This window comes from Betaproteobacteria bacterium (assembly GCA_016720065.1).
GTDB lineage: Bacteria > Pseudomonadota > Gammaproteobacteria > Burkholderiales > Rhodocyclaceae > SSSZ01.
The window spans coordinates 3,126,273-3,151,410 of record JADJXY010000002.1 but is presented as its reverse complement, the minus strand read 5'-3'; the positions used below and the strand labels follow the sequence as shown (position 1 = coordinate 3,151,410).

Here is a 25,138-nt window from a genome sequence, read left to right as displayed (position 1 = left end):
GCGTTGGCGTGATCCCAACGATCTCATGAAACCAGACGTCAAGAAAAGAAATCTCATGACATAGGCCCAGTACCCGATGCGCCCGGTTCGCGCTGACTTCCAGAGCCCGCACTTTTTCATCTCTGTGAGTATTTGAAATGACCGGAAAGAACCAATGGGTTGTACCCGTCAATGGCGTGATCAGGGGGCGAGAGCAGAAGGCAAACGACCGTATCACATCCATCCATGACACGCAGCAAGAGGCGATTGACCGCGCGCGGGCATCGCCATCAACCAATAGAGTGAGTGTTCATCCAAAGACGAGACGGGCAGATCCGTGAGCGCAATAGCCACGGCAAACCCGTACCCGCCTAAGGATGACTCTGAGGCTGGCCTCGCCACCTTGCAGGTTGATGCACGACTCTGCTGGTGCAAACAGGCAAGCAAACCGCTCCCGATGGCACGCGCACAAGTGTTTGATGAACAACACTGACTACGTGCCACGGCTTCGGAGGTTGGCGCAGGTTTCGAGAGAAGAGAGGGCGGAACAGGGGCGAACCGGGTGAGTTATGGCGCTCGGGCAACGGACCGGCGGCACTTGCAGAACGGCCGGAACCCCGCACCGTCTGCGGAACCCGAGAGGAAACGCCCAACCGAGAGGGGTTGGGCGTTAAATTTTGGTGGAGGAAATGCCCGCGCCACGGCTGCGGGCCTACCCAACGTATAACCGTCATCGCGGAAAAGCTCCACGCCATCGCATTGCTGGGCATGACCAACAGCCGCCTGAAGGACTACTTCGATCTGTCGGTGCTGTTGGAACGAGAAACTCTGGACACTGCTCTGCTGGCCCAAGCGATCAAGGCCACGTTCGAAAGACGGGGCATGGCGGTTCCTGACGCGCTGCCAGTCGGCCTGACGGACGAGTTTGCGCACGACGCTTCGCGGCCAGGCGCTGTGGCTGGCATTTCTCAAGAAGAACGAACTTCCGCCAGAACCCTTGCCCGCCATCGTTGGCCGCTTGAGCGTGGCATTGGCACCCGCGTTGAACACCGTCGCTCGTTGAATATCCTTCATAGGGCAGCCGCTTCGCGCCCTTCGCCACGGTCAGTGGCGGTCTCCATACGGACTTTGCATGGAGACCACGATGACTAATCGACTTTGCGCGCACTGCGGCCACCCCTTCGAACCCCGCCCACAGGTTCCCGACCAAGCGTTCTGCTCCGCCCCTGAATGCCAGCGGGCTCGCAAGCGCGACTGGCAGCGGGCAAAACTCCAATCCGATCCTGACTACCGCATCAACCAGCAGGCGGCCCAGCGCGCGTGGTCACAGCGCAATCACGACTATTGGCGCAATCACCGAGATGCACAACAGGTCAACGGCGATCAAGGGGAGCAACCTACCGCCACTCATCGGCAGCCAGTCATCGATCCGGTAAAGATGGACGTGTCAGCTCTGCCTTCCGGCATCTACCGGATCACAAGACGTCCGGAGTTTCCCAATGGAACACCGGGCTCATGGGTGGTTGAAATCACGCTGCTGTGCGAAACCTGTGAATGCAAGATGGATGCGTCAAGAGATGACTTGATCGACACCCAGGGAATCCAGCGTTAACTTCAAGCCCAAATGGGCTCTGATCATCCTGGATGGCAACAATTTCAACCACGTGCATTCCGGCCGCGCATTGCAGGCCACGTGTATGCCAATGAGGTGAAAGGCAGGCCCGAGAGCAAGTTCACACAACATAAAGTGATCGGGTCTATGCAGGCAGAAGAGTTCTCCATTCCGGGGCGGATCAGCCACCGACATTTCGGGCCGCCGAGTACGTGCGGATGTCGACCGAGCACCAGCAGTATTCGACGGAAAACCAAGCCGACAAGATCCGCGAGTACGCGGCTCGGCGCAACATCGAAATCGTTCGCACCTATGCCGACGAGGGCAAGAGCGGCTTGCGCATCGATGGGCGGCGGGCGCTGCAGCAGTTGATCAAGGACGTCGAGACAGGCAGCGCGGACTTCCAGATCATTCTGGTCTATGACGTCAGCCGCTGGGGCCGATTCCAGGACGCCGATGAGAGCGCCTATTACGAATACATCTGCCGTCGCGCGGGCATCCAGGTCGCGTACTGCGCAGAGCAGTTCGAAAACGACGGCTCCCCCGTCTCGACTATCGTCAAGGGCGTCAAGCGTGCGATGGCTGGCGAATACAGCCGCGAGTTGTCGGCCAAGGTATTCGCCGGGCAGTGCCGCCTGATTGAGTTGGGTTTCCGCCAGGGTGGCCCCGCTGGCTATGGTTTGCGGCGCGTGCTGATCGATCAGTCCGGCACGCTCAAAAGTGAATTGGCTCGCGGCGAGCACAAGAGCCTGCAAACCGACCGCGTCATTCTGCAGCCGGGACCGGATGATGAGGTTGCTGTGGTCAACCAGATCTACCGCTGGTTTGTCACCGACAACCTGACGGAGCTGGACATTGCCGAACGGCTGAACGCACAAGGAACGCGTACTGACCTTGGGCGGGATTGGACACGAGCGACCGTCCGCGAGGTGCTGTCCAACGAAAAATACATCGGCAACAACATCTACAACCGTCGGTCTTTCAAACTCAAGAAGCTCCGGGTGGTTAACAGCCCCGACATGTGGATCAAAAAGAAGGTGCGTTCGAGGGCATCGTGCCACCGGAGCTTTTCTACACGGCGCAGGGGATCATGCGCGCAAGGGCGCATCGGTACAGCGACGAGGAGTTGATCGAGAAGCTGCGCAATCTGTACCAGCGCCACGGTTACCTCTCCGGCCTGATCATCGATGAGGCTGATGGCATGCCGTCTGCGGCGGCCTATGCACATCGATTCGGCAGTTTGGTTCGCGCCTACCAGGCGGTGGGCTTCACTCCGGATCGCGACTACCAGTATCTGGAGGTGAATCAGTTTCTGCGCAGACTACATCCAGAGATCGTCAGCCAGACTGAACGCATGATTGCCGACGTCGGCGGCAACGTCGAACGCGACCCGGCCACCGACCTTCTCACCGTGAATCGCGAGTTCACCGTTTCACTGGTGCTGGCGCGGTGCCAATTGCTCGACAACGGGCGACGGCGCTGGAAGGTGCGCTTCGACACCAGCCTCGCGCCCGACATCACGGTGGCCGTGCGGCTGGACGACAGCAACCAGGCTGCCCTGGACTACTACCTGCTGCCGCGACTGGACTTCGGTCAGGCACGTATCCATTTGGCCGACCACAACGGCATCGAGTTTGAGTGCTATCGCTTCGACAGTCTGGACTACCTCTACGGCATGGCGCGGCGCATCCGCATACGGAGGGCCGCATGAGTCAAGACAAAGAGCATCGGCATTCGGAGTTGCGGATGATTCCGCTCAACCGGATTGAGGTTCTCAACCCCCGAGAGCGCAACAGCCGGGTCTTCGAGCAGATCGTCGGCAACATCCAGAACATTGGCCTGAAAAAGCCAATCATCGTGACGCCGCGTCCAGGGAGCAATGGCGAGCACTATCTCCTCATCTGCGGCGAGGGGGCGGTTCAAAGCCTTCAAGACGCTCGGGCATCAAGAGATCCCGGCAATGGTGATGAACGTCGATGACGAATCGGCCTTCATCATGAGCCTCACCGAGAACATCGCCCGACGAAAATTCAGCCCGTTGGAATTGCTGTCCGGCATCGAGCAGCTGCGGGATCAGGGCTACGACAAGAAGTCCATTGCCCAAAAGACAGGCCTGAGTCCGGAGTACGTGCAGGGCATCCTGCAGTTGCTGCAGAACGGTGAACAGCGACTGCTGATGGCCGTCGGCAGCGGGCGCATCCCTCTCAACGCGGCGATCACCATCGCTGGCGCGGGCAGCGACGAGAAAGCCATTCAAGCCGCATTGCAAGATGCCTACGAAACCGGAAAGCTGCGTGGCAGCCAGTTGATCCAAGCCCGTCGTGTGATCGAACGTCGCCGCACCCAAGGCAAATCCATCGGCGGCAGGATGACCTCCCGCAAGACCAATGAGGATGTCACCACGTCCAGCCTGGTGAGGAACTACCAGCGGGAAGTCGAGCGACAGAAGCTGCTGGTCAGGAAAGCAGAGACAGCTCAACGCAACTTGCTGTTCATTGTCGGGGCCCTGCGCCAACTGCTGGCCGACGAGAATTTCACCACCCTGCTACGCGCGGAGGGGCTGGACACACTGCCACAGTATCTGGCGGAGCGGGTCTGGGCTCGAGGGAGCGGCGCATGAGCAAACCGCCCCTGGGCTTCGTGCCGGAACCATTGATTTTGTCCCTCTCGTCCGTCCTGCCTTCGCGCAAGACGCCAGAAGGCTTGCTTGCCTCACGGAAATTCAAGCAGATCACCGCATCTATCGAGGCGGTCGGGCTGATCGAACCCCTGTCGGTGGGAAAGCCCAACCGCGAGGGGCAGCACATCTTGCTGGACGGGCACACACGACTGGTCGCGCTGAAACAACTGGGCTTCGACAAGGCTCCCTGCCTGGTGGCCACGGATGACGAAAGCTACACCTACAACAACCGGATCAATCGCCTCTCCAGCATTCAGGAGCACCTCATGATCCGTCGCGCTGTCGAACGGGGTGTCACCCCGGAAAAGCTGGCGAAGGCCCTTGACGTGGACATCAGCCACATCATCAAGAAGCTAAACCTGCTGGAAGGCATCTGCCCGGAGGCCGCCGAATTGCTGCGCGACCAGACGTTTTCGGCAAACCTTGGTGCGGTCCTGCGCAAGCTCAAGCCAACGCGTCAGGTTGAGTGCGTCGAACTGATGGTCAGTGCCAACAACATCACGGTCGCCTATGCCCAAGCCTTGGTTGCGGCGACACCCAGCAACTTGCTCGTCGGCGAGACCAAGCCCAAGAAGATGACCGGTGTCAGCGCCGACCAGATGGCCAAGATGGAGAGGGAGATGGGCAACCTCCAAGAGCAGTTCAAGCTCGCCGAGCAAACCTACGGTCAGGACATCCTCAACCTGGTGCTGGCCAAGGGCTATCTTGCCAAGTTGATGGCGAACGAAGCCATTCTGCGCCACCTGACGCGGAATCACCCCGACGTGCTGAACGAGTTTGACAGCATCGTCCGCATGGTGGCGCTGGACAAATAAACGGTGCGCAATCAGGCGTAGTGAGCGAAATCCTTCCCATAGGAAGGTCGTGACGGCGTCCACGCAGGCGGCCACGGTTCTTTAACAATCTGGAAGCATCAGGGTCATCGCCCCCAAAACGGAGTTTCTGCTTCCCTCCGTGATCAAGGGCGGTGACCGACAGGCTTGCCGCTGGCCTGCCCACGCGCATCAGGGCCTGCGACTGGGCGAACAGCGGCACCTATTTTTCCTTGCTCAGACACAAGTGATGTCGCATAATGTAATCAAAATGATGATATAAGTGGCGCCATGATGAGTAGTCAATCCGATTTTTGCGGTCTTCCGGTCGTCTTGCATGGATGAGGAGTCTTTGACGATGCACCCCCAGCGTGTCGAAACTTTGAGTCATGCCCAGCGCGAGCGCTTGGCCTATATCGACTTCCGTCTGTACTTCATGGGGGAGGTTGGCCGGCCTGATTTGGCAAGCCGCTTTGGCGTAGCACCCGCAGCAGCCACTCGCGACCTGGCTCTGTACCGCGAAGTTGCGCCGCAAAACATCGAGTTCGACGGAAGTAGCAAGATCTACAGGATTGGCAATGCGTTCGCGCCTATGTTCGACCATGCCCCGCAGCGGGTATTGTCAGCGCTTTCGCTTGGGTTCGGCGATGGTGTGAACGGCGAGTCGCGGCCAATGCTTCCTTGCGAATCACCAGCTGCACTGAGTAGTCCCCGCATGGATGTACTGGCACCGATCTGTCGCGCGATCCACGCCAAGCGTCCTGTGGCCATCCGCTACCACTCGATGAGCAGCGGCGAGTCTGAACGGGTGATCGTGCCCTTCGCCTTGGTCGACACCGGCCTGCGCTGGCACGTCCGGGCCTTTGATCGCAAGAGCGGCGAGTTCCGGGACTTCGTCGTCACCCGCATCGAAACACCGTCATTGCTCGATGAGGAGCCCAAGGCCAACGAGCGTCCAGACAACGACATCCAGTGGACTCGGATCGTCGAATTGGACTTGGTACCTCACCCGCGCTTGAACCGTCCCGAGATCATTCGAATGGACTACGGGATGAAAGATGGTTCGATTCGCATGCGCGTCCGTGCGGCAGTCGCTGGCTACATGCTCCAGCGTTGGAGCGTCGATGCCTCGCCAGACCACAGCTTGCAGGGTCACGAGTACAGACTTTGGCTGAAAGATCATTTGGCGCTTTACGGCGTCAAGAATGCTGTGTTGGCTCCGGGCTACCGATCACCCGACCACAACAAGGGGAACAATAACGTGGCCTACGATCCTAAATACGCACTGGAACTGCTCCGCATCGGTTCCGGGCGTGCTGACGCAACCTTCCGAGACGGCCAGGAAGATGCCATTCGCCATATTGTCGAAGGCAAAGGCCGTTTGTTGGTCGTGCAGAAGACTGGGTGGGGTAAGAGCTTTGTCTACTTCATCGCGACGAAATTGTTGCGGGAAGCTGGCGCAGGCCCCGCACTATTGATCTCGCCGTTACTGGCGCTGATGCGAAATCAGATTGCAGCAGCAGAGCGGATGGGCGTTCGCGCCGCCACGATTAATTCCGACAACATGGACGACTGGACGGCAGTCGAAGGCAAACTTGCCAACGGGGAAATTGACATTCTGTTGATCTCGCCCGAGCGGCTGGCAAACGAGCGCTTCCGCACCCAGGTTTTGGCGGGTATCGCCGCACAGATTTCCATGCTGGTCATCGACGAAGCGCATTGCATTTCCGACTGGGGGCACGATTTCCGCCCTCACTACCGACTGCTGGAGCGCATCGTCAAGACGCTGCCCCCCAATCTTCGGCTCCTTGCTACTACGGCGACGGCGAACAACAGGGTGATGGATGACCTCTCTGCGGTCCTTGGGCCAAAGCTGGACGTGTCGCGGGGTGATCTCAATCGCACCTCGCTCTCTTTGCAGACCATCCGCTTGCCAAGCCAAGCCGAGCGCCTTGCATGGCTGGCCGAGCAACTCGCCACGCTGCAGGGCCACGGTATCATTTACACGCTGACGGTAAGGGATGCCAATCAGGTCGCAGATTGGCTAAAAACCCAAGGCTTCAACGTGGAAGCATATACCGGAGAAACCGGTGATCGCCGCGAGCAACTGGAACAGGCGTTACTCAACAATCAAGTCAAAGCGCTGGTTGCGACGACAGCATTGGGCATGGGCTACGACAAACCCGATCTGGCGTTTGTCATTCACTATCAGATGCCGGGCTCGGTCGTCGCCTACTACCAGCAGGTTGGTCGCGCAGGACGAGCGCTGGATTCCGCCTATGGCGTGCTGCTCAGTGGCGAGGAAGAGTCTGACATCACCGACTGGTTTATCCGAAGCGCCTTTCCGACCCGCCAAGAAGTCGCTGATGTTTTGGGCGCACTTGAAGAAGATCCCCACGGTCTGTCCGTACCCGAGCTACTGACCCGCGTCAATCTTAGCAAGGGGCGCATCGAGAAAACGATTGCATTACTCTCTCTGGAAGCACCGGCTCCCATTGCCAAGCAAGGCAGCAAGTGGCAGCTCACGGCTGCAACCCTGAACGAAGCATTTTGGGATCGTGCGGAGCGTCTAACGGCACTTCGGCGAGACGAGCACCAACAAATGCAGGACTACGTCAGTCTGCCGTTTGGTGAACACATGGGCTTTTTGATTGGTGCGCTCGACGGTGATCCAAGCGCTGTCACCGCCCCGGCCTTGCCTCCACTGCCTACAACGGTGGATACCGAACTGATCAAAGCGGCCGTCGCATTTCTTCGTCGAACCAGCCTGCCCATCGAGCCGCGCAAAAAATGGCCTGATGGTGGGATGCCTCAGTACGGCGTGAAGGGTTTCATCGCACCTGCTCATCAAGCCGAGCCCGGGAAGGCACTCTGCGTCTGGGGCGATGCTGGTTGGGGTGGCTTGGTTCGGCAGGGCAAATACCACGACAGCCGTTTTTCCGATGATCTTGTGGCTGCCTGCATAAAGATGATCACTGAGTGGAATCCGCAACCAGCCCCCACCTGGGTGACCTGTGTTCCTTCGCTCCGGCATCCCGACTTGGTTCCGGATTTCGCTCAGCGCTTGGCTGCTGCGCTGGATCTACCGTTTCATATGGTCATCGCGAAAACCGACGAAAGACCTGAACAGAAAACAATGGCAAACAGTACACAGCAGGCGCGCAACATCGATGGCTCGCTTGCACTTAACGGCCAGCCTATTCCTCCCGGCCCAGTCCTCTTGATTGATGACATGGTGGACTCACGCTGGACGCTAACAGTGTCGGCGTGGCTCCTTCGCAAGAGCGGCAGTGGCGCAGTTTGGCCGATGGCCCTTTCACAGACGGGGCACGACGAATGACGCCAGTTCTTTCACCCAACACCCAGGCAATCCTGCTACTGACTGCGCCCCTCATTGCTGGGCGTAGCACGACATCATCCGATCTCCTGTCGCCAGGTGAATACAAACGTCTCGCACGTCATTTGCGCGAGATCCAGCGTCAACCAGCTGATCTTGTCTCGCCGGACGCGACTGAGATCCTGCGTGCGTGCCAACCGGTGATTGACGAGAGCCGACTACAGAAATTGTTGGGACGCGGATTTCTGCTGAGCCAAGTGATCGAACGCTGGCAAGCACGCGCCATCTGGGTGGTCAGCCGGGCCGATGCCGAGTATCCGCGTCGCCTGAAGGCTCGTCTTCGCGAAGATGCCCCTGCAGTGCTCTATGGCTGTGGCGATATGACGTTGTTGGAAACAGGTGGCCTCGCCGTTGTCGGCTCGCGCCACGTGGACGACGCCTTGATTGACTACACCATGTCAATCGGGCGGTTGGCTGCTCGGGCATGCCGCACACTCGTTTCGGGCGGTGCCAAGGGTATCGATCAGGCCGCCATGCGTGGAGCGCTTGAAGCGGGGGGGAAGGTCTGCGGGGTTCTGGCAGACAGTCTGGAAAAGACCTCCATGAACCGCGAGCACCGCAACTTGCTGCTTGATGGTCAATTGGTGCTGATATCCCCCTACGACCCGAGCGCTGGGTTCAACGTCGGAAATGCCATGCAGCGGAACAAGCTGATTTATGCATTGGCCGACTCCTCCCTCGTGGTGAGTTCTGATGTTAATAAAGGGGGGACTTGGGCTGGTGCGGTAGAACAACTCGACAAACTCAAGTTCGTTCCTGTCTTTGTTCGATCAACAGGCGAATCGTCCGCCGGACTAGACGCCCTGAGAAACAAAGGTGCGCTGCCCTGGCCAAATCCGCGAGACGCCGATTCTTTCGAAGAAGTGTTCAACTTGCCTACTCCGTCAACAGCCACCTCTTCACAGGTTGGCTTGTCGCTGTTTGACGGAACACCTGCAGTGAACACCACGGCAGTGGCACCCGATGTGCGCGATACCGTGCCTGTGTCCAAGGTCGAGGAAGAACCTTCTGTGCCTGCCGAGGTTGATTCAGATACGAGACCGCCCGCATTGGTGTCCGAAGAGCCGCCACTAGCCGTCTCAAATGCGGAAGTCCCAGCAAGCGAAGCCTCAGAGAAGCTGCAGCCAGAAATAGCCCCAGCCGAGTTGCTCTTTTCAGCTGTTCGGGCATTGATCCAGCAGCTTTTGACCACGCCGATGAAGGACGCCGAAGTGGCCGCAGCGCTGGACGTCTCCAACGCGCAGGCCAAGGCATGGTTGCAGCGTCTGGTTGAAGAAGGCGTATTAGAAAAACAGAAGAAACCTGCGGGCTACATCGTCAAGCAGAAACGGCTGTTCGAATAGCCGATTGAAATAAAAGAGAGCGAAAGCGCAAGAATGGCCAAGACACTTGAAGCCCACGACAAACTGATCCGAGAGATCTTCGAAGGCAGCTACCAGTTCGAGATTCCGGACTACCAGCGCCCCTACGCCTGGACAATCGAGCAGGCCACAGAGCTGTTCGATGATCTGTACTCGGCGATGCAGGAGGCGCGCGTCTCGGGGGCCAGCAGCCAATACTTCCTCGGTAGCATTGTTCTGATCAAAAATGACCGTGACCCGAAGTCGTCGGTTGTCGATGGCCAGCAGCGCTTGTCCACGCTCACGATGCTTTTTGCTGTGCTGCGCACCGTGATGCCGGATGCGGCAGACGACATCACCGACTTCCTCTATAAAAAGGGCAAGGTCAGTCTGGGCGAGAAGAACGAGTACCGCCTGACAGCTCGCGAGGAGGATGCCGACTTCTTCCGCACCAACATTCAGGAACCGGGTGGCATCGCACAGTTGGTCGCCAGTACGGACAAGCTGAAAGACAGCCGTCTGCGTTACCGTGAAAACGCCACGCTGCTGCTCGAAAAGGCCAAGGCGCTTCCGCCTGCCGAACTGATCGCGCTGTGGCAGTTCCTCGCCAACGACTGTTCGCTGGTTGTCATCTCCACGCCCGACCTCGAAGCCGCATACCGCATCTTCTCCGTACTCAACAATCGGGGGCTCGACCTCGCGCCAATCGACATCATCAAGGCGCAGGTGCTTGGCCTGATCCGTACCACGGCAGGCGAAGTCAAAAGCCGCGCATACGCGAAAGAGTGGAGCCGGATCGAAAGCTCACTGGGTCGCGACGCCTTCGGTGACCTGTTTGGCCACATTCGCAGCATCTATGCCAAGAAGAAGCAGAAGTACATCCTGGTCAAGGAGTTCCAGGAGCACGTCACCGAGTACAAGGCCCCTATCGACCTCGTCGACAAGGTCATCAAACCCTATGCCGAAGTGTGGGACTTCGTGCGCGATGCCGACTTCGAGGCCACCGAGCACGCTGAAACCATCAACGAGCACTTGTCGTGGCTCAATCGTGTGGACTTCAAGGACTGGGTGCCCCCAGCACTTGTTTATTTCAAGCGCTTCCGGCAGCAGCCCAAACTGCTTGCCGAATTTTTCCAGTCACTGGAACGCCTGACCTACTTCCTGCTGGTCACCAAGGTCGGCATCAACGAGCGCATCGAAACCTACGCTGCGCTCACCAAGGAAATCGAACCGGAGACCTTCAAGGGAAATCTGGTTGCGCTCACCACACTGGCACTGACAGACGCGCAAAAGCGCAAGTTCGTCGCGGCACTCGATGGAGACGTGTACGACGATCTGCCCAAGGCACGGATGGCGCTCGTCTTGCGTCTTGAGTCCTTGGTGCGCGCCCCCGGCGTGCAGCTCCAAGATGCCGTGTCGCTGGAGCACGTCCTTCCGCAAACACCGCCCGACGGTTCGGACTGGATCAAGTGGTTCCCGGATGAAGACGAGCGCGATGGCTGGACGCACCGTTTGGCCAATCTGGTTCCGCTGGATAGGAACAAGAACTCGTCTGCCAGCAATTACGACTTTGCCAAGAAGAAAGATGCCTACTTCAGAGGCAAGGGCACCGCTTCACCCTTCGTGCTGACGCAGGAAGTCAGATCAGAAAGCGAGGTGGACGCCCACGCTGCTGACTGCACGGCAAAAGCGCCTTGTAAACGTATTGAGCACGCATTGGAATCTTGAGATTGCAGCTGACAACAGCCTTCCTGCTGCTGCGGTAACGGCGGGAGGTTTGACATCGTGAGCAACAACAAAGAACTCGAACGCGCCGAGTTGCACAAAACCATCTGGCGCATCGCCAATGACCTGCGCGGCAGCGTCGATGGATGGGACTTCAAAACCTACGTGCTCGGGATGCTGTTCTACCGCTTCATCTCGGAGAACCTGACCAGCTACCTCAATGAGCAGGAGCGCCGCGCGGGCACCCCGGACTTCGACTACGCAGAACTCTCAGATAACGATGCCGAATTCGGTCGTGCCGAGACGGTGAAGGAAAAAGGCTTTTACATCCTGCCGTCCGAACTGTTTGCCAACGTGCGCGCCCGCGCCCGGCATGATGCCAACCTCAACGAAACGCTCTCACGCATCTTTGCCGACATCGAGGGCTCGGCCACGGGCAGCGATTCCGAGGACGACATCAAGGGCCTGTTCGATGACCTCGATGTCAACAGCAGCAAGCTCGGCCCCACCGTGGCCAAGCGCAACGAAAAACTGGTCAAGTTGCTCGACGCCATCGGCGACCTGCCGTTGGCCAGCAGCGATGGCGGGTTTACGGAAAACACCATCGACCTGTTCGGCGACGCCTACGAATATCTGATGCAGATGTACGCCTCCACCGCTGGCAAGTCGGGCGGTGAGTTCTACACGCCGCAGGAGGTCTCCGAACTGCTGGCCCGCATCACCGTGGTCGGCAAAAGCGAGGTCAACAAGGTCTACGACCCCGCCTGCGGCTCTGGCTCGTTGCTACTCAATTTCGTGAAGGTCTTGGGCCATGACGCGGTGCGCCAGGGCTTCTATGGGCAGGAGATCAACCTGACCACCTACAACCTGTGCCGGATCAACATGTTCCTGCACGATGTGAACTACGAAAAATTCCACATCGCCCATGGCGACACGCTTACCGATCCAGCGCACTGGGATGACGAGCCGTTTGAAGCCATCGTCTCCAATCCGCCGTACTCGATCAAATGGGATGGCGATGCCAACCCGCTGCTCATCAACGACCCGCGCTTTGCCCCTGCGGGTGTGCTCGCCCCCAAGAGCAAGGCCGACCTCGCCTTTACCCTGCACATCCTGAGCTGGCTGGCGGTCAACGGCACGGCGGCGATTGTCGAGTTTCCCGGCGTACTCTATCGCGGTGGAGCGGAGCAAAAAATCCGCCAGTACCTGATCGACAACAACTATGTCGACGCGGTGATCCAGCTGCCGCCCGACCTGTTCTTCGGCACCACGATTGCCACCTGCATCATCGTCCTGAAGAAATCCAAGCACGATAACGCCACGCTGTTTATCGATGCCAGTGCCGAATTCGTGCGCAGCGGCAACAAGAACAAGCTACTGCCCGAACACCAGCAAAAAATCCTCGATGCCTTCACCGGCCGCCAGAGCATTGAGCACTTCGCACGGCTGGTCGAGAACGGCGATATTGCTGCCAACGGCTACAACATCGCCGTGTCCAGTTACGTTGAGCAGAAAGACGAGCGCGAGGCAGTGGATATTCGGGTACTCAACGCCAAAATCAGCCGTATCGTGGAACGGCAAGCGGAATTAAGGGAGCAGATCGATGCCATTGTGGCCGATCTGGAAGGAGAACAAGTATGAGCCAGATCGACGACCTGATTGCAAAGCTATGCCCAAACGGCGTTGACTTCAGGGCTATTGGTGACTTCGGCGAACTGGTGCGCGGCAACGGAATGCCGAAGGCCGATTTCGTGGAGTCTGGGGTTGGGTGCATCCATTACGGACAGATTTACACCTATTACGGCATCTGGACAGCGGAGACAAAGTCCTTTGTTCCGGCAGAAAAAGCCGAAAAACTCGCCAAGGTCGATCCTGGCGATCTGGTGATTACCAACACCAGCGAGAACATCGAGGATGTTTGCAAGGCGGTTGCGTGGATCGGAGAAACGCAGATCGTCACGGGCGGGCATGCCACGGTCCTGAAGCACGACCAAGATCCGAAATACCTCTCTTACTACCTGCAAACACCACACTTTTTCGCAGAGAAGAAAAAGCACGCGACAGGCACGAAGGTCATCGACGTTTCGGCAAAGAGTCTTGCAAAAATCAGGATTCCAGTTCCGCCGCTTGAAGTGCAGCGCGAGATTGTGAAAGTGCTTGACACCTTCACCCAGCTGGAGGCGGAGCTGGAGGCGGAGCTGGAGGCGGAGCTGGAGGCGCGTCGGCGGCAGTACAAGTACTACCGCGACGCGCTCTTGACATTCGGCGAACGCACGGACGCTGAAGCAAGCAAGCAAGCAAGCAAGCAAGCAAGCAAGCAAGCAAGCAAGCAAGCAAGCAAGCAAGCAAGTATAAGGTGGATGACCATGGGTGAGATTGGAAAATTCACGCGCGGCCGTCGATTCACCAAGGACGATTATGTCCAGGAAGGAATCGGCTGCATCCACTACGCTGACATTTATACCCGACACGGAACCTCGGCGCCGGCGGCTGTCTCGCATGTGCGGCCGGACATGGCGTCGAGCCTGCGCTTTGCAAAACCGGGTGACATCGTTATCGCTGCGGTCGGTGAAACGGTCGAGGATGTCGGCAAAGCGGTTGCTTGGCTTGGCACCGAGCAGGTCGCGATTCACGACGACTGCTTTACTTTTCAGCACTCGATGAATCCGAAGTTCGTGTCGTACTGCTTCCAGACGGAACGACTGAATGCAGAGAAGAACAAGTTTGTCGCCCGCGCAAAGGTCAAGCGTCTGTCTGGCGAGAGCTTGGCAAAACTCACGATTCCCGTTCCGCCCATTGAAGAGCAGGAACGCATAGTCGCCATCCTCGATAAATTCGATGCGCTGGTGAATGACCTGACGAGCGGCCTACCCGCCGAAATCAAAGCCCGCCGTCAGCAGTATGAGCATTACCGCGACCGGCTGCTCACGTTCAAGGAAGCAACATGAGCGAAGACCTCATGCCCTTTCGCTACGAGCCGATTGCGCTGTCTAACGAGAGCACGGTTGTCGCCGAATTTCAGCCCGAAGCCCTGGGAGTGCGCGAGGCGGCATACCAGTCCGAAGCTGAACTGGAAAAGGACTTCATCAAGCAGCTCCAGGTGCAGGCCTATGACTACCTGCCCATCACATCGGAGGCTGAGCTGGTAGCCAATCTCCGCCGCCAGTTGGAAAAGCTCAACAAGGTCACCCTGTCGGATGCAGAGTGGGAGCGATTCTTCAGCACCTGCATTGCAGGCGCGAATGACGGCATCCTGGAAAAGACCGCACGCGTTCAGGAAGACCATGTGCAGGTCTTGAAGCGCGACGACGGTAGCACCAAGAACATCTACCTGATCGACAAGGCCAACATCCACAACAACGCCTTGCAGGTCATTAACCAGTACGAAGTCGAAGGCGCTCGTGCCAACCGTTATGACGTGACGGTGCTGGTCAATGGCCTGCCGATGGTGCATATCGAATTGAAGCGTCGGGGCGTGGACATCCGCGAGGCCTTCAACCAGATCAACCGCTACCAGCGCGACAGTTTCTGGGCGGGCTCGGGCTTGTTCGAGTACGTGCAGCTTTTCGTCATCAGCAACGGTACGCTGACCAAGTATTACAGCAACACAGTGCGTGACGGGCATTTGAAGGAACAGTCCGCCAAGCGCAGCAAAAGCAAGACCTCCAACAGCTTCTCCTTTACCAGTTGGTGGGCCGACGCGAAAAACCAGCCCATCACTGAGCTGACAGGTTTCACGAAAACCTTTTTCGCCAAGCACTCGCTGCTCAACGTCCTCACCAAATACTGCGTGTTCGATGTGGATCGCAAGCTGCTGGTGATGCGGCCCTACCAGATCGTGGCCGCCGAGCGCATTTTGCAGCGCATCGCCACAGCCACCAATCACAAGCAGCTCGGCACCGTCGCGGCGGGCGGCTACATCTGGCACACCACCGGCAGCGGCAAGACGCTGACCAGCTTCAAGGCGGCGCAACTTGCCCGGGGCTTGCCAGATATCGACAAGGTGCTCTTCGTGGTGGACCGAAAGGATCTGGACTACCAGACCATGCGCGAATACGAGCGCTTCGAGAAGGGCGCAGCCAACTCGAATACATCCACGGCTGTGCTGCAAAAGCAGCTGGAAGACCCGAACGCCCGCATCATCATCACCACCATCCAGAAGCTTTCCCGCTTCGTCGTCAAGAACAAGAAACACCCGGTGTATGACGCGCACGTGGTGGTGATCTTCGACGAGTGCCACCGCAGCCAGTTCGGCGACATGCACGCCGAAATTACGCGCGTGTTCCAGCGGTACCACCTGTTCGGCTTCACCGGTACGCCGATCTTTGCCGAGAACTCCGGCACCACAGGTAACCCGCTGCGACGCACCACGCAGCAGGCCTTTGGCGACAAGCTGCACACTTACACGATTGTCGATGCCATCAACGACAAGAACGTGCTGCCGTTTCGCATCGACTACATCAACACGATCAAATTGCCTGCGGGCATCAAAGACAAAAAGGTGTCGGCCATCGACACCGAACGGGCGCTGCTAGCGCCGGAGCGCATCACACAGATCGTGGGCTACATCCGCGAGCACTTCGACCAGAAAACCAAGCGTGCCAGCACATACCGCCACGATGGCAAACGGCTGGCTGGTTTCAATTCGCTGTTCGCCTGTGCGTCCATTGATGCCGCCAAGCGTTACTACGCGGAATTCGTTGCACAGCAAAAGGAGTTGCCCGAGGCCCAGCGGCTCAAGGTGGGCTTGATCTACAGCTTTGCCGCGAATGAAGATGAAAGTGATGGCCTGCTCGGCGAGGAAGACTTCGAAACCGAGGGGCTGGATCAAGGCTCGCGGGATTTTCTGGATGTCGCGATCCAGGATTACAACGCACTGTTCAGCACCAGCTTCGACACCTCGGCAGACAAGTTCCAGAACTACTACAAGGACTTGTCGCAGCGCCTGAAAAAACGTGAGCTGGACATCGTCATCGTGGTCAACATGTTTCTGACCGGCTTTGATGCCACCACGCTCAACACACTGTGGGCGGACAAGAACCTGAAGGCTCACGGCTTGATCCAGGCCTATTCGCGTACCAACCGCATTCTCAATTCTGTCAAGACCTACGGCAACATTGTTTCCTTCCGGAATTTGGAGCAGGAAACCAACGACGCGCTCGCCCTGTTTGGCAACAAGGATGCCAAGGGCATCGTTCTCTTGAAACCTTACGCCGAGTATTACAAGGATTACGAAAAGCGCGTCGGAGAACTCACGGCTGGATTCCCACTCGGAAAAGCCATTGTTGGCGAGGCAGCACAAAAGGCATTCATCAAGCTATTCGGCTCGATTTTGCGGCTGAAGAACATCCTCACGGCCTTCGATGATTTCGCTGGCCACGAAATCCTCTCCGAGCGCGAATTTCAGGACTACCAGAGCCTGTATTTGAACCTGTACGCAGAATTCCGGGCGACGTCGGCTGCCGAGAAGGAGTCAATCAACGACGATGTGGTGTTCGAGATCGAGCTCATCAAGCAGGTTGAAATCAATGTTGACTACATCCTGCTCTTGGTCGAGCAGTACCTGAAGAAAAAGGGTTCGGGCGACGATAAGGAAATCCGCGCCACCATCGAACGCGCCATCAATTCCAGCCCTGGCCTGCGCAACAAGAAAGACCTCATCGAACAGTTTGTCGATTCAGTGAACACCAAGGCCAAGGTGGACGCGCAGTGGCAAGCCTTCGTTGCGGCGAAAAAGACCGAGGAGCTGGAACGCATCATTGCGGAGGAAAACCTCAATGCCGAGGCGGCACGTGAATTCATTAGCAATGCCTTCCGCGACGGCAGCATCTCGGCAACCGGTACTGCCATCACCAAGATCCTGCCGCCGGTATCGCGGTTTTCCAAGAACAATGGCCACGCAGCCAAGAAGCAGACGGTGCTGGACAAACTTGCCGCTTTCTTCGAACGGTATTTCGGATTGGCGTGATGAAGAGAATTCCGATGAACCCGATCCAAACAACCGATCAAGCCAAGATTTCTGCGCTTTGCAGAGAGGCTGAGCGGCTGGAAGAAGACGCCTTGTATTCGAGCAAGGGGCATTTCAACGCCGAAGACACATGGGTTCGCCGCAACTACTGGCTGGGTGTGCCAGCAACCGCTCTTGGTGCGATTGCAGGTGCTGCATTGGTCAAAAGCCAACCTGAGTGGGCCAGTGCCTTCACCTTGTTGGCGTCGCTACTGACCGGTTTGATGACCTTTCTCAAGCCCAACGAGCGCGCTGCAATGCACCGGGCCGCTGCCGGACAGTTTTTGGCTCTTCGGAATGAAGCCCGCTTTTTCCGCGAGATCGAATTGCTTGATACGAGTCGGCTGGGCGAGCTTCCTGAGAGATTGAAGGCCCTTTCCTCTGCACGCAATGAGCTGAACCAGAAGAGCCCAAGTATTCCAAGACGCGCATTTGTCGCTGCACGCAAAGGCATCGAAGAAGGCGAAGCCACCCACAAAGTGGACAAGGATAAATGACAAGATGTCGGTATTGAGTTTTCTGACGGACACGGCCAGCAGTGCCGTGCTCTCCACAACTGAGCAGTCGTCGATCACGACTTCGATCACAACACTTCAATCGCGGATGGCGCTGCACTTTGACAGCGGCGTAATTGCGCAGCATTTCCGATTCGGCTCTTCAACGCGAGGCACGATCCTGCCTCGCTCAATGGACGAACAGTCCGATATTGATTACATGGTGGTCTTCAGCGATGGCAGCGCCACGCCGCAGACTTACCTGAATAGGTTGAAGGCTTTTGTCGAAAAACGGTACGGCTCATCGGAAATCTATCAGTCCAGCCCGACCATTGTTCTCGAGTTGAACCACATCAAGTTCGATCTGGTGCCCGCGACAAAAACGTGGCTCGGCGAGCTTCAGATTCCCAACGGGTCAGGCGGTTGGATGACCACGAATCCGAACGACTTCAACGCCACGCTTGAAGCAAAGAACAAGGACAACAACTCTTTGATCAAGCCAACTATTCGTCTGATGAAATATTGGAATGCGGCCAGCGGATTTCCATTCGATTCATTTGCGATGGAGAAGTGGATTTGTGGTCAGGGCTTCTGGTTCCAGTCGAATCAAAAGGACTACCTGTTTTCGGTAATCGACAATCTGAGCACCGACTCGTCTTACTCGCAACGAGTCAATAATGAAATCACGCGTGCAAAAACTATTGTGGCCAAGGTCAGGCAATGCGAGAAAGACCAGATGCCGGTAACGGCTGAGAATGAGGTCAAGAAGTTGTTCAGGCTCTGAGGGGGTATTGAAATGGCATTAAATCTCGCAAAGGCCGTCATCGGCTACCTGAAGGAACGCCCCGAGGAAAAATTCACTGCTCGGCAAATTGCAGAATGGGTATTTGCCACCTATCCGGATGAGTGCCAGGAAAAGCGGGCCAACAGCCGTGGGGACTACATCAAGTCTGATGCGGATCTGGTGCAGCAGCTCGTCGCAGAAATCAGTTCGCAGCGCCCGCGCATGCAAACGAAGCACCCAGAGCTGAAAACGACAGAGGGACGGCCGCGCAAGTACTACTATTCGGAGCGCTCGGACAGCGCCGAAGTGGCGGCGGTGGAAAGCGAAGGTACGTCGGCGGCTGCAGATGCCAGTGCGTTAAAGATTGACGAACACGCGCTGTACCCCTTGTTGTCGCAATACCTGTGGGAGGAGTTCGGCGTCTTCTCCAAACGCATCGACGAGAAGCGTTCGTCCAACAAGCGCGGGCCCAACGGCAATCGCTGGCTGTACCCGGACGTGGTCGGCATGGAGGATTTGGGCGCGGACTGGCATCAGGAGGTGCGCGACTGCGTCAACCAGTATTCCGACAAGCGTACCAAGTTGTGGTCGTTCGAGGTCAAGCTGCTGATCAATCGTTCGAACGTGCGCGAGTGCTTTTTTCAGGCCGTATCGAACTCGTCCTGGGCCAACTTCGGTTATCTGGTCGCTGCGGAAATCGGCGGCACCGACACACTGAAGGAACTGCGGATGCTCTTCGCGGCCCACGGCATTGGCTTCATCAAGCTGGACGTCGACAACCCTGCCGACAGTCAGGTGCTGATTCCGGCGCGTGAGCGCGACGAGATCGATTGGGACATGGCCAATCGGCTGGCCACGGAGAACCGGGACTTTTTGGAGTACGTGAAGCTGGTGAAACAGTTCTACCAGACCGGCGAGGCGCGCCCGGCGGACTGGGATGTTCCCGAGACGGGGGACTGACGGGTTATTCCAGATGGCCGATCACGTCGAGGCGTCCATCGCCACGCTGAAACGCCCCGAACCAGCCGTCGCGCGAGTCGGCGCACGTTCGGCTCACCAGCAACGTGAACCCCTCACAGCCGCGCCCCTTGGCGGTGGCGAAGTCGGTGGTGTCGAATTTGGCCTCGCGCACCAGCGTCGTGGCCACCGACATCATGGCCGACTCGAACAGGTCAAGCAGGTTGTCTTGCAAGGTGGCGTCAATGTTGTGCGAGGTGACGTCGTCAATGACGGCGTGCTTGAATCGGTTACTCATGGTTGATACTCCGTGTTGGCATGGATGACATGAACGCGCTGTTCGGCGGCGAAGCCAAGCTCTTCTGCGCGGTTAGAAATCACACGTTGCGCAGCAGCCAAACGGCCTCAGCCTCCCGTCGCGTGACGAGTCCCGGCAGCACTTTTCCCCCGCCATAGACCCAGCGCCGCAGTTCCGTTGCGGCGGCAGTCCAGTCCCGCTGATTGACGCGCCGCCGCAGCGTCGATGTCTGCAACCGCCCAGCGCCAAGGTTGAACGTGAAATCCACGATGGCAGCGAGCCTGCTCTCGGGCTCGGTGGCCAACACCGGGCAGTAGCGCAGCGTCGCCGCCAGTGCGGTCTGCAGATCCCGCGCTAGATAGACCTCAGCCTCTGCCTCCGTGATCGGCGGGTGCTTGGGATCGCAGAGATGACCGTACCCAATCGTCCAGAACCCTGCTGGGCAGATATAGGGAACGGCAGTGATCTCGATTCCGCGTTTCACCTTGCGCTCGAATCCCTCAAAGCGCTTGGCCAGCTCGATAGCCGCTTTGGGTACCTCAATCACGGCCGCACTCGGTCGAACACGCGCCCGAGGAACCAGAAGTTCAACACCCCGGCCCACAGCGCCTGATCCGCTTCCGTCCAGGCATACAGGATGGCCGTGCCCCAGCCAGCACCTGCAGTCACTGCGGCCGCAAATGCGGCAGTCTTGGCAGCGCAGTACAAAGCCATGAACCAGTAGGTGATCACCGGTCGCACGCTGACCGACAAGGCGTCTGCCCAGCGCACGCCGGTCTTCTCGCCTTGGGAGCGAACGGCTTCGCGCAGGGTTTCGATGGCCCCGACATTCCACGCGGCGTCGGCACCCGCGCCGATTTCCGACATCCGTTGTACGCCGCGAATCTTCTCGAACTCCAGCGCCTTGTCCTGCATCGCCAGTTCGTGGCCACGCTCGCCTTTACGGTCGAGCCATTTGAGGATTTCAGGTGCGAGACGGAAGGCCCCGCCGAGGAGGCCACCCAGCAGTGTCTCGATCATTGCGGGCCTCCCATCAGTTTCAACTTGATGGCTGCGCCAACGAGCAGTGCGGCCAGGATGCCGGTGGTGATGACCTTGACGGTGGTCTGCCAGGCCGTGCGTCGGGCATCACGCCAGGCTTCCAGCAGGTCGCGTAGTTCGCGGATGTCGCGTGCGGCGTGGCCGTTTTCCAGGCCAAGGTGGGTCAGGACACGCTCGGCTCCGCGTTCAGCGGCGCGGTCCAGCAGTTCGTCGAAGTCCTCGCGGCGCAAGAGGAGCATGTTCTCGACGAGCGCAGGCTGTTGTTGTTCGGGTTCGGTCATTGCAGTCTCCAGAAATGCGAAACCCGCCTCGTGGGCGGATTTCTGGTGGTTGCGAAGGGATGGAAATTTAGATGGCGATGCCTGCGCTCCAGCCGGTGGGCTTGTAGGCCGAGAGCTTGGCCTCGTCCTCGATGTAGCAAAGCCAGCCGATCTTGGGCGAGTGGTACTCCCAGGCATCGGCAATGCGCACCGCGATCTGGTTGGTTTTGCCCGCCCACACGCCCGTGGCAGCCGCAGGCACGATGTAGCGGTCGCCGTTGGCGGGGCTGGCCGGTGGCGTGGTCAGGTCGCGGTCTTTCACGGACAGGCCGACCACAGCGCCGAGGCGCTTGAGGTTGGCGTCCATGCCGGTGTCCCAGCCGCTCTCGCCGAGCGTCCAGCCGTAGTTGAGTCCAAGGTTCGGATCGGTTGATGACATGGTTTATCTCCAGAGATTCGATGCTTGGCGAATGCGCCGGACAGCGTCCGGGTCGCCGGTGCGATGGCTTTGCTGCGGGTGTTGTCGCCAATGCCGCCCAACGATGGGCAGGTAGAGCACGCCGCCGCGTTTGGCCACGAGCAGGGTCAGCAGCCAGTCGGCGAAGTTGTTGAGGTCGGTGGTTTCCTTGAGCACGGCTTCGACGACGGATCGACGCATCACGATCAGGCCGTGCACGTGGCTTGCGCTGTTGGCGTGTTGCCAACGACTGTAGGCCAGACGCCGCACGGCGATGTCCTGGCCGTTTTCGTCGGTCAGTGCTTCGTCGGTGTAGGCCATCACGGCCTGCGGGCAGGCATCCAGCGCGTCGGCCAGTTGTATGAAGGCACTGGCTTCGTACAGATCGTCGGGATCGACAAAGGACACCAGCGGCAGCGTGCCTTGTGCATAGCCTGCGGCGCGTGCCTCGCCAATGCGACCCGGAATGCCGGGCAAAACGTGCAACTGGATCGGTGCTTCCTCGAGGCTGGCGATGCAGGCCTCACGCCATTCGGCAGGCTCGTTCAGGGTGAGCAGATGAACATCGATGCGCGGCTCCATCACACACCTCCCCAATACTGTCCCCAGCGCAGGCCGTAGCCCGCGCGATCCATGACCCGCACCTGCGGCTGCCAGCTACTCAAACCATCGCGCTCGGCACTGATCTCCACCGTGATGCGGTCGCCCAGCGCACCGGCATCCAGCGCGGCCACTGCTGCCGTCCAGATAAAGGTTGTGCCGAGCAGTCCCGTTTCGGTGTGCGCCAGCACGCCATTGCGATTGCGGATGCGCAGCGTGTAGGTCACGCCCAGTTCTGGCCCGATATCGCCCTCGTCTTGCTGCACGAGGTAGGCGGTCTGCTGCGTGCGGTCGCGATGGGCCCACGCGACGTTGAGATCACCGGCCACAACGGCAGGCTCAGTCTGGCCACTAAGGCGGATACGACCGGGTGGATACGGCAAAGCCTGCCGACCAGCCAGCACCATCGGCTGCCCATTGGCGGCCAACACAGGATCGCCCTGATCGGTCGACGTGCGAGGAATCGCGCCCACGAACACCGATTCGCCCGGGGCCCGCTCCGCACCTTCGGATGCCAGCCATTCGCCGACACCGATCAACCGAGTCCCCGAGGCATGTGCTTGGGGTGTGGTGTCGAGCACGCCGCGTGCGAGATCGATGGTCGCGTTGGCAGCATCGAAGGCCAGGACGGCAACGGCCTCTGCAATCGCCCCACTGGCGGCCAACAGATACGCGTAGTCGCCCTCGGCCAGTCTTTCCGGCTGGCTGATCGCCGTCACTGGTACACCGATGGCATCGGCCTCACTGGCAGGCAAGGCTGCATCAAGCGTCAGCAGCGGCGCATAGTCCTCGCCCACCACGGCAGTGAGGTCGCCGCCTGAAGCGCCGGTAGCCAGTTGCCAATTCAACTGCCCGCTGCCACCGGCGGCGGCCAGCGCACCGAGATAGGTGTCCGTATCGGTCAGGTAGGCCAGATCTGCGCGCGACAAGCGCCGGGCCAGTTCCCAATACGGCACCTCGACGGCCAGCACCACGGCGGGCGGCAAAGGTTCGATGGTCGGCTCCTCGACGTGCGGTGGCGGGGGCGACAGCACGGTGTTGCTCATCCCGAACACATCTTCCATGGCTTCGATGCGCCACTCGGCCGCGCCCAAGGTGCCGGTGTCGATGCCGGTGACGCGCACCACCATCTGATCCACACCCAAGCGCGGCCAGTTCAGCAGAAATACATCGCCCGGCAGCGGCGCACGCTCCAGCGTGTCGCGTGCCACTGTCAGACTCATCCGGGCCAGTGGTGAACCCAAGGCACGCAGGTCACGCAAGGCCAGCCGCGCGGCCAGTGGCCCGTAGTTCACGCCCGGGTAGTCGCGGCGTTGATTGATCACGCCGCCTTGCAACTGGATGGCGGCCAGGTTCTCGACCGTAACGGCAGCATCACCGCCGGTCTGCCAGTCGGTGTAGACCACGGTCAGTTCGTTGGGCAGCTCGCCCCACTGGGCGCGCTCGAAGCGTTCCAACCGCACGATTTCGTCAGGCCCCAACTGCGGCAGGCTGTCGATCCAATAGTCGTCGCGCAGCAGCTTGAGCTCAAACGTGCCTTGCTCCGGGTCGGTGTAGAGGATGCCGCCAATGTGGTCGATGACCTGGCCGATGAAGCTCTCGATGGGCTGCTGCCGTGTCCAGATCAGATTGAGGCCGAAGCCCTCACTCGACAAAGCCCATGCCGCGTTCCAGAAACTCCAGCCGATGGTGCTCTGCGGATAGCCCATACCCCAATGCGGATCGGTGAGGCACTGCACCAGAATGTGCGCCGGGTTCATACCGACGCTGATCTCACGGCCTTCGTCCTCATCCCAGGTGCGGACTTCGGCATTCCATTCCATCCACGGCGCATCGAACCAACCCGCCGTGAAGCGCCGGACGCGCACTGCCCACGGTTTGATGTAGGGGTTGTTGGCCGCGAACAGGATCTTGCGTGCCACCAAGGACAGCACGCCCCGAAATGCCGGAATGGAATCGCCGAGGCGACTCATCAGGTAGTCGTTGCGTCCTTGTCCGGCATGACCAGAAAGCACATCGATGGTGCCGACCACGCCGCCTTCGCGCTCGTCGCCGCCAAACAGAGTGGGCTTGTTGATCGAGAGGCTGCTCAGCCCATGCCCGCTGGACAGCGGCGCACGGTCGGCATCCCCCCACGCGGTACGGTCGCCCATCTGGATTTCCTGCACGGCATCGACAGGCCCCTGGCACAAGGCCAGATGTAGCCCCATCCGGTAGCGGTAGCCAACGGTTTGCGATTTGCTGCTGCCACCCATCAGCCTTGCTCCCGCTGGCAGGATTGATTGCGGGCATGCTCGACCACACGTTGTGCCATTGCATCACCGGTGGCCAGCAAGGTGTCGGCGTCACAGCCTTCACGCAGGAAGGCGCGGAAATCCAGATCGTGACGCGCAAACCATGTGCGCGTGCCGTTCACGCACAGGCCTACGGCGCGTACGTGATCGATGGTGATGACGGTCTGAGTGGTCATTTCTTGCCACCTTTCTTCTTGATCGGGTCGGCTTCCAGATCGCCGTACCAGACGACGTTGGAGCCACGCAGCAGCACGGTGCCGAACACGACGGGAATCGGTCGGCCTTCTTCTGCGGTGGGGGCATCGACGTCAGACAGGGATGCCGGTTTGGGTTCGGGCGGTTTCGGCGCGAGCGCGACCGAAACCAGCGCCGCCACCACGATGACGACGAGGTACCACATG

General features: G+C 59.0%; 19 protein-coding genes and 4 pseudogenes. 14 read left to right on the top strand and 9 right to left on the bottom strand.

All coding sequences use genetic code 11. The features are described from left to right. Positions 1-653 precede the first annotated feature (653 nt). The 14 genes and pseudogenes from IPM73_18115 (at position 654) to IPM73_18050 (ending at position 19,790) form a co-directional block, all read left to right on the top strand. Positions 654-1,042 (top strand): annotated as a pseudogene (locus tag IPM73_18115) (nucleotidyl transferase AbiEii/AbiGii toxin family protein). An 81-nt stretch (positions 1,043-1,123) separates the two neighbouring features. After that, positions 1,124-1,591, top strand: a complete 468-nt coding sequence (locus IPM73_18110; GenBank protein ID MBK8919894.1) for a hypothetical protein — start codon at positions 1,124-1,126, stop codon at positions 1,589-1,591. 218 nt (positions 1,592-1,809) lie between these two features. Continuing rightward, positions 1,810-3,302: pseudogene (locus IPM73_18105) on the top strand (recombinase family protein). Further along, positions 3,299-4,211: pseudogene (locus IPM73_18100) on the top strand (ParB/RepB/Spo0J family partition protein). The pseudogenes IPM73_18105 and IPM73_18100 overlap by 4 nt, the downstream one beginning before the upstream one ends. Further along, positions 4,208-5,086, top strand: a complete 879-nt coding sequence (locus IPM73_18095) for a ParB N-terminal domain-containing protein (protein MBK8919893.1) — start codon at positions 4,208-4,210, stop codon at positions 5,084-5,086. Before IPM73_18100 ends, IPM73_18095 begins: the two are co-directional and overlap by 4 nt. A gap of 355 nt (positions 5,087-5,441) precedes the next feature. Next, a complete protein-coding gene (locus tag IPM73_18090) occupies positions 5,442-8,423 on the top strand; it encodes a RecQ family ATP-dependent DNA helicase (GenBank protein ID MBK8919892.1) in 2,982 nt (993 codons plus the stop codon). After that, on the top strand, positions 8,420-9,823 hold the full coding sequence (locus tag IPM73_18085) for a DNA-processing protein DprA (protein ID MBK8919891.1): 1,404 nt from the start codon (positions 8,420-8,422) through the stop codon (positions 9,821-9,823). Before IPM73_18090 ends, IPM73_18085 begins: the two co-directional genes overlap by 4 nt. A 33-nt stretch (positions 9,824-9,856) precedes the next feature. Beyond that, positions 9,857-11,609 (top strand): annotated as a pseudogene (locus tag IPM73_18080) (DUF262 domain-containing protein). Continuing rightward, complete coding sequence (locus IPM73_18075; protein ID MBK8919890.1) at positions 11,606-13,186, top strand: type I restriction-modification system subunit M; 1,581 nt, start codon at positions 11,606-11,608, stop codon at positions 13,184-13,186. The pseudogene IPM73_18080 and the gene IPM73_18075 overlap by 4 nt, the downstream one beginning before the upstream one ends. Then, positions 13,183-14,493: a restriction endonuclease subunit S gene (locus IPM73_18070; GenBank protein ID MBK8919889.1), complete on the top strand. Its 1,311-nt coding sequence runs from the start codon at positions 13,183-13,185 to the stop codon at positions 14,491-14,493. The genes IPM73_18075 and IPM73_18070 overlap by 4 nt, the downstream gene beginning before the upstream one ends. Further along, complete coding sequence (locus IPM73_18065; protein ID MBK8919888.1) at positions 14,490-17,513, top strand: type I restriction endonuclease subunit R; 3,024 nt, start codon at positions 14,490-14,492, stop codon at positions 17,511-17,513. Before IPM73_18070 ends, IPM73_18065 begins: the two co-directional genes overlap by 4 nt. A gap of 14 nt (positions 17,514-17,527) precedes the next feature. Further along, positions 17,528-18,049, top strand: a complete 522-nt coding sequence (locus IPM73_18060; GenBank protein MBK8919887.1) for an SLATT domain-containing protein — start codon at positions 17,528-17,530, stop codon at positions 18,047-18,049. Positions 18,050-18,053: 4 nt separating this feature from the next. Further along, positions 18,054-18,830 carry a nucleotidyltransferase gene (locus IPM73_18055; protein ID MBK8919886.1) on the top strand — a complete coding sequence of 259 codons (777 nt, stop codon included), beginning with the start codon at positions 18,054-18,056 and terminating at the stop codon, positions 18,828-18,830. 12 nt (positions 18,831-18,842) lie between these two features. Next, the gene (locus IPM73_18050) at positions 18,843-19,790 is read left to right on the top strand and encodes an HrgA protein (GenBank protein ID MBK8919885.1); all 948 of its coding nucleotides are present in this window, start codon (positions 18,843-18,845) and stop codon (positions 19,788-19,790) included. Between the two features lie 4 nt (positions 19,791-19,794). Here IPM73_18050 and IPM73_18045 read toward each other — a convergent pair whose 3' ends face one another. The 9 genes from IPM73_18045 to IPM73_18005 all read right to left on the bottom strand — a co-directional run bounded on the left by IPM73_18045 (position 19,795) and on the right by IPM73_18005 (position 25,137). After that, a complete protein-coding gene (locus IPM73_18045) occupies positions 19,795-20,085 on the bottom strand; it encodes a hypothetical protein (protein ID MBK8919884.1) in 291 nt (96 codons plus the stop codon). A 79-nt stretch (positions 20,086-20,164) separates the two neighbouring features. After that, on the bottom strand, positions 20,165-20,632 hold the full coding sequence (locus IPM73_18040; GenBank protein ID MBK8919883.1) for a lysozyme: 468 nt from the start codon (positions 20,630-20,632) through the stop codon (positions 20,165-20,167). Beyond that, positions 20,629-21,105 (bottom strand): hypothetical protein, encoded by a 477-nt coding sequence (locus IPM73_18035; protein ID MBK8919882.1) that lies wholly within the window; start codon positions 21,103-21,105, stop codon positions 20,629-20,631. Before IPM73_18035 ends, IPM73_18040 begins: the two co-directional genes overlap by 4 nt. Continuing rightward, on the bottom strand, positions 21,102-21,407 hold the full coding sequence (locus tag IPM73_18030) for a hypothetical protein (protein MBK8919881.1): 306 nt from the start codon (positions 21,405-21,407) through the stop codon (positions 21,102-21,104). Before IPM73_18030 ends, IPM73_18035 begins: the two co-directional genes overlap by 4 nt. 67 nt (positions 21,408-21,474) lie before the next feature. Further along, a complete protein-coding gene (locus tag IPM73_18025) occupies positions 21,475-21,825 on the bottom strand; it encodes a DUF2793 domain-containing protein (protein ID MBK8919880.1) in 351 nt (116 codons plus the stop codon). 3 nt (positions 21,826-21,828) lie between these two features. Further along, positions 21,829-22,425: a hypothetical protein gene (locus IPM73_18020; protein ID MBK8919879.1), complete on the bottom strand. Its 597-nt coding sequence runs from the start codon at positions 22,423-22,425 to the stop codon at positions 21,829-21,831. Continuing rightward, the gene (locus IPM73_18015; protein ID MBK8919878.1) at positions 22,425-24,698 is read right to left on the bottom strand and encodes a phage tail protein; all 2,274 of its coding nucleotides are present in this window, start codon (positions 24,696-24,698) and stop codon (positions 22,425-22,427) included. The genes IPM73_18020 and IPM73_18015 overlap by 1 nt, the downstream gene beginning before the upstream one ends. Beyond that, positions 24,698-24,913, bottom strand: a complete 216-nt coding sequence (locus tag IPM73_18010) for a hypothetical protein (GenBank protein MBK8919877.1) — start codon at positions 24,911-24,913, stop codon at positions 24,698-24,700. The genes IPM73_18015 and IPM73_18010 overlap by 1 nt, the downstream gene beginning before the upstream one ends. Then, positions 24,910-25,137, bottom strand: coding sequence for a hypothetical protein (locus IPM73_18005; protein ID MBK8919876.1), 228 nt, complete (start codon positions 25,135-25,137; stop codon positions 24,910-24,912). Before IPM73_18005 ends, IPM73_18010 begins: the two co-directional genes overlap by 4 nt. Position 25,138: the final 1 nt, after the last annotated feature.

Coding starts and splice junctions, on each gene's coding strand:
- IPM73_18070 (MBK8919889.1), top strand. CDS start 13,183: ATGAGCCAGATCGACGACCTGATTGCAAAGCTATGCCCAAACGGCGTT.
- IPM73_18035 (MBK8919882.1), bottom strand. CDS start 21,105: ATGATCGAGACACTGCTGGGTGGCCTCCTCGGCGGGGCCTTCCGTCTC.
- IPM73_18030 (MBK8919881.1), bottom strand. CDS start 21,407: ATGACCGAACCCGAACAACAACAGCCTGCGCTCGTCGAGAACATGCTC.
- IPM73_18045 (MBK8919884.1), bottom strand. CDS start 20,085: ATGAGTAACCGATTCAAGCACGCCGTCATTGACGACGTCACCTCGCAC.
- IPM73_18095 (MBK8919893.1), top strand. CDS start 4,208: ATGAGCAAACCGCCCCTGGGCTTCGTGCCGGAACCATTGATTTTGTCC.
- IPM73_18055 (MBK8919886.1), top strand. CDS start 18,054: ATGTCGGTATTGAGTTTTCTGACGGACACGGCCAGCAGTGCCGTGCTC.
- IPM73_18010 (MBK8919877.1), bottom strand. CDS start 24,913: ATGACCACTCAGACCGTCATCACCATCGATCACGTACGCGCCGTAGGC.
- IPM73_18090 (MBK8919892.1), top strand. CDS start 5,442: ATGCACCCCCAGCGTGTCGAAACTTTGAGTCATGCCCAGCGCGAGCGC.
- IPM73_18050 (MBK8919885.1), top strand. CDS start 18,843: ATGGCATTAAATCTCGCAAAGGCCGTCATCGGCTACCTGAAGGAACGC.
- IPM73_18020 (MBK8919879.1), bottom strand. CDS start 22,425: ATGGAGCCGCGCATCGATGTTCATCTGCTCACCCTGAACGAGCCTGCC.
- IPM73_18060 (MBK8919887.1), top strand. CDS start 17,528: ATGAACCCGATCCAAACAACCGATCAAGCCAAGATTTCTGCGCTTTGC.
- IPM73_18015 (MBK8919878.1), bottom strand. CDS start 24,698: ATGGGTGGCAGCAGCAAATCGCAAACCGTTGGCTACCGCTACCGGATG.
- IPM73_18110 (MBK8919894.1), top strand. CDS start 1,124: ATGACTAATCGACTTTGCGCGCACTGCGGCCACCCCTTCGAACCCCGC.
- IPM73_18005 (MBK8919876.1), bottom strand. CDS start 25,137: ATGTGGTACCTCGTCGTCATCGTGGTGGCGGCGCTGGTTTCGGTCGCG.
- IPM73_18025 (MBK8919880.1), bottom strand. CDS start 21,825: ATGTCATCAACCGATCCGAACCTTGGACTCAACTACGGCTGGACGCTC.
- IPM73_18085 (MBK8919891.1), top strand. CDS start 8,420: ATGACGCCAGTTCTTTCACCCAACACCCAGGCAATCCTGCTACTGACT.
- IPM73_18065 (MBK8919888.1), top strand. CDS start 14,490: ATGAGCGAAGACCTCATGCCCTTTCGCTACGAGCCGATTGCGCTGTCT.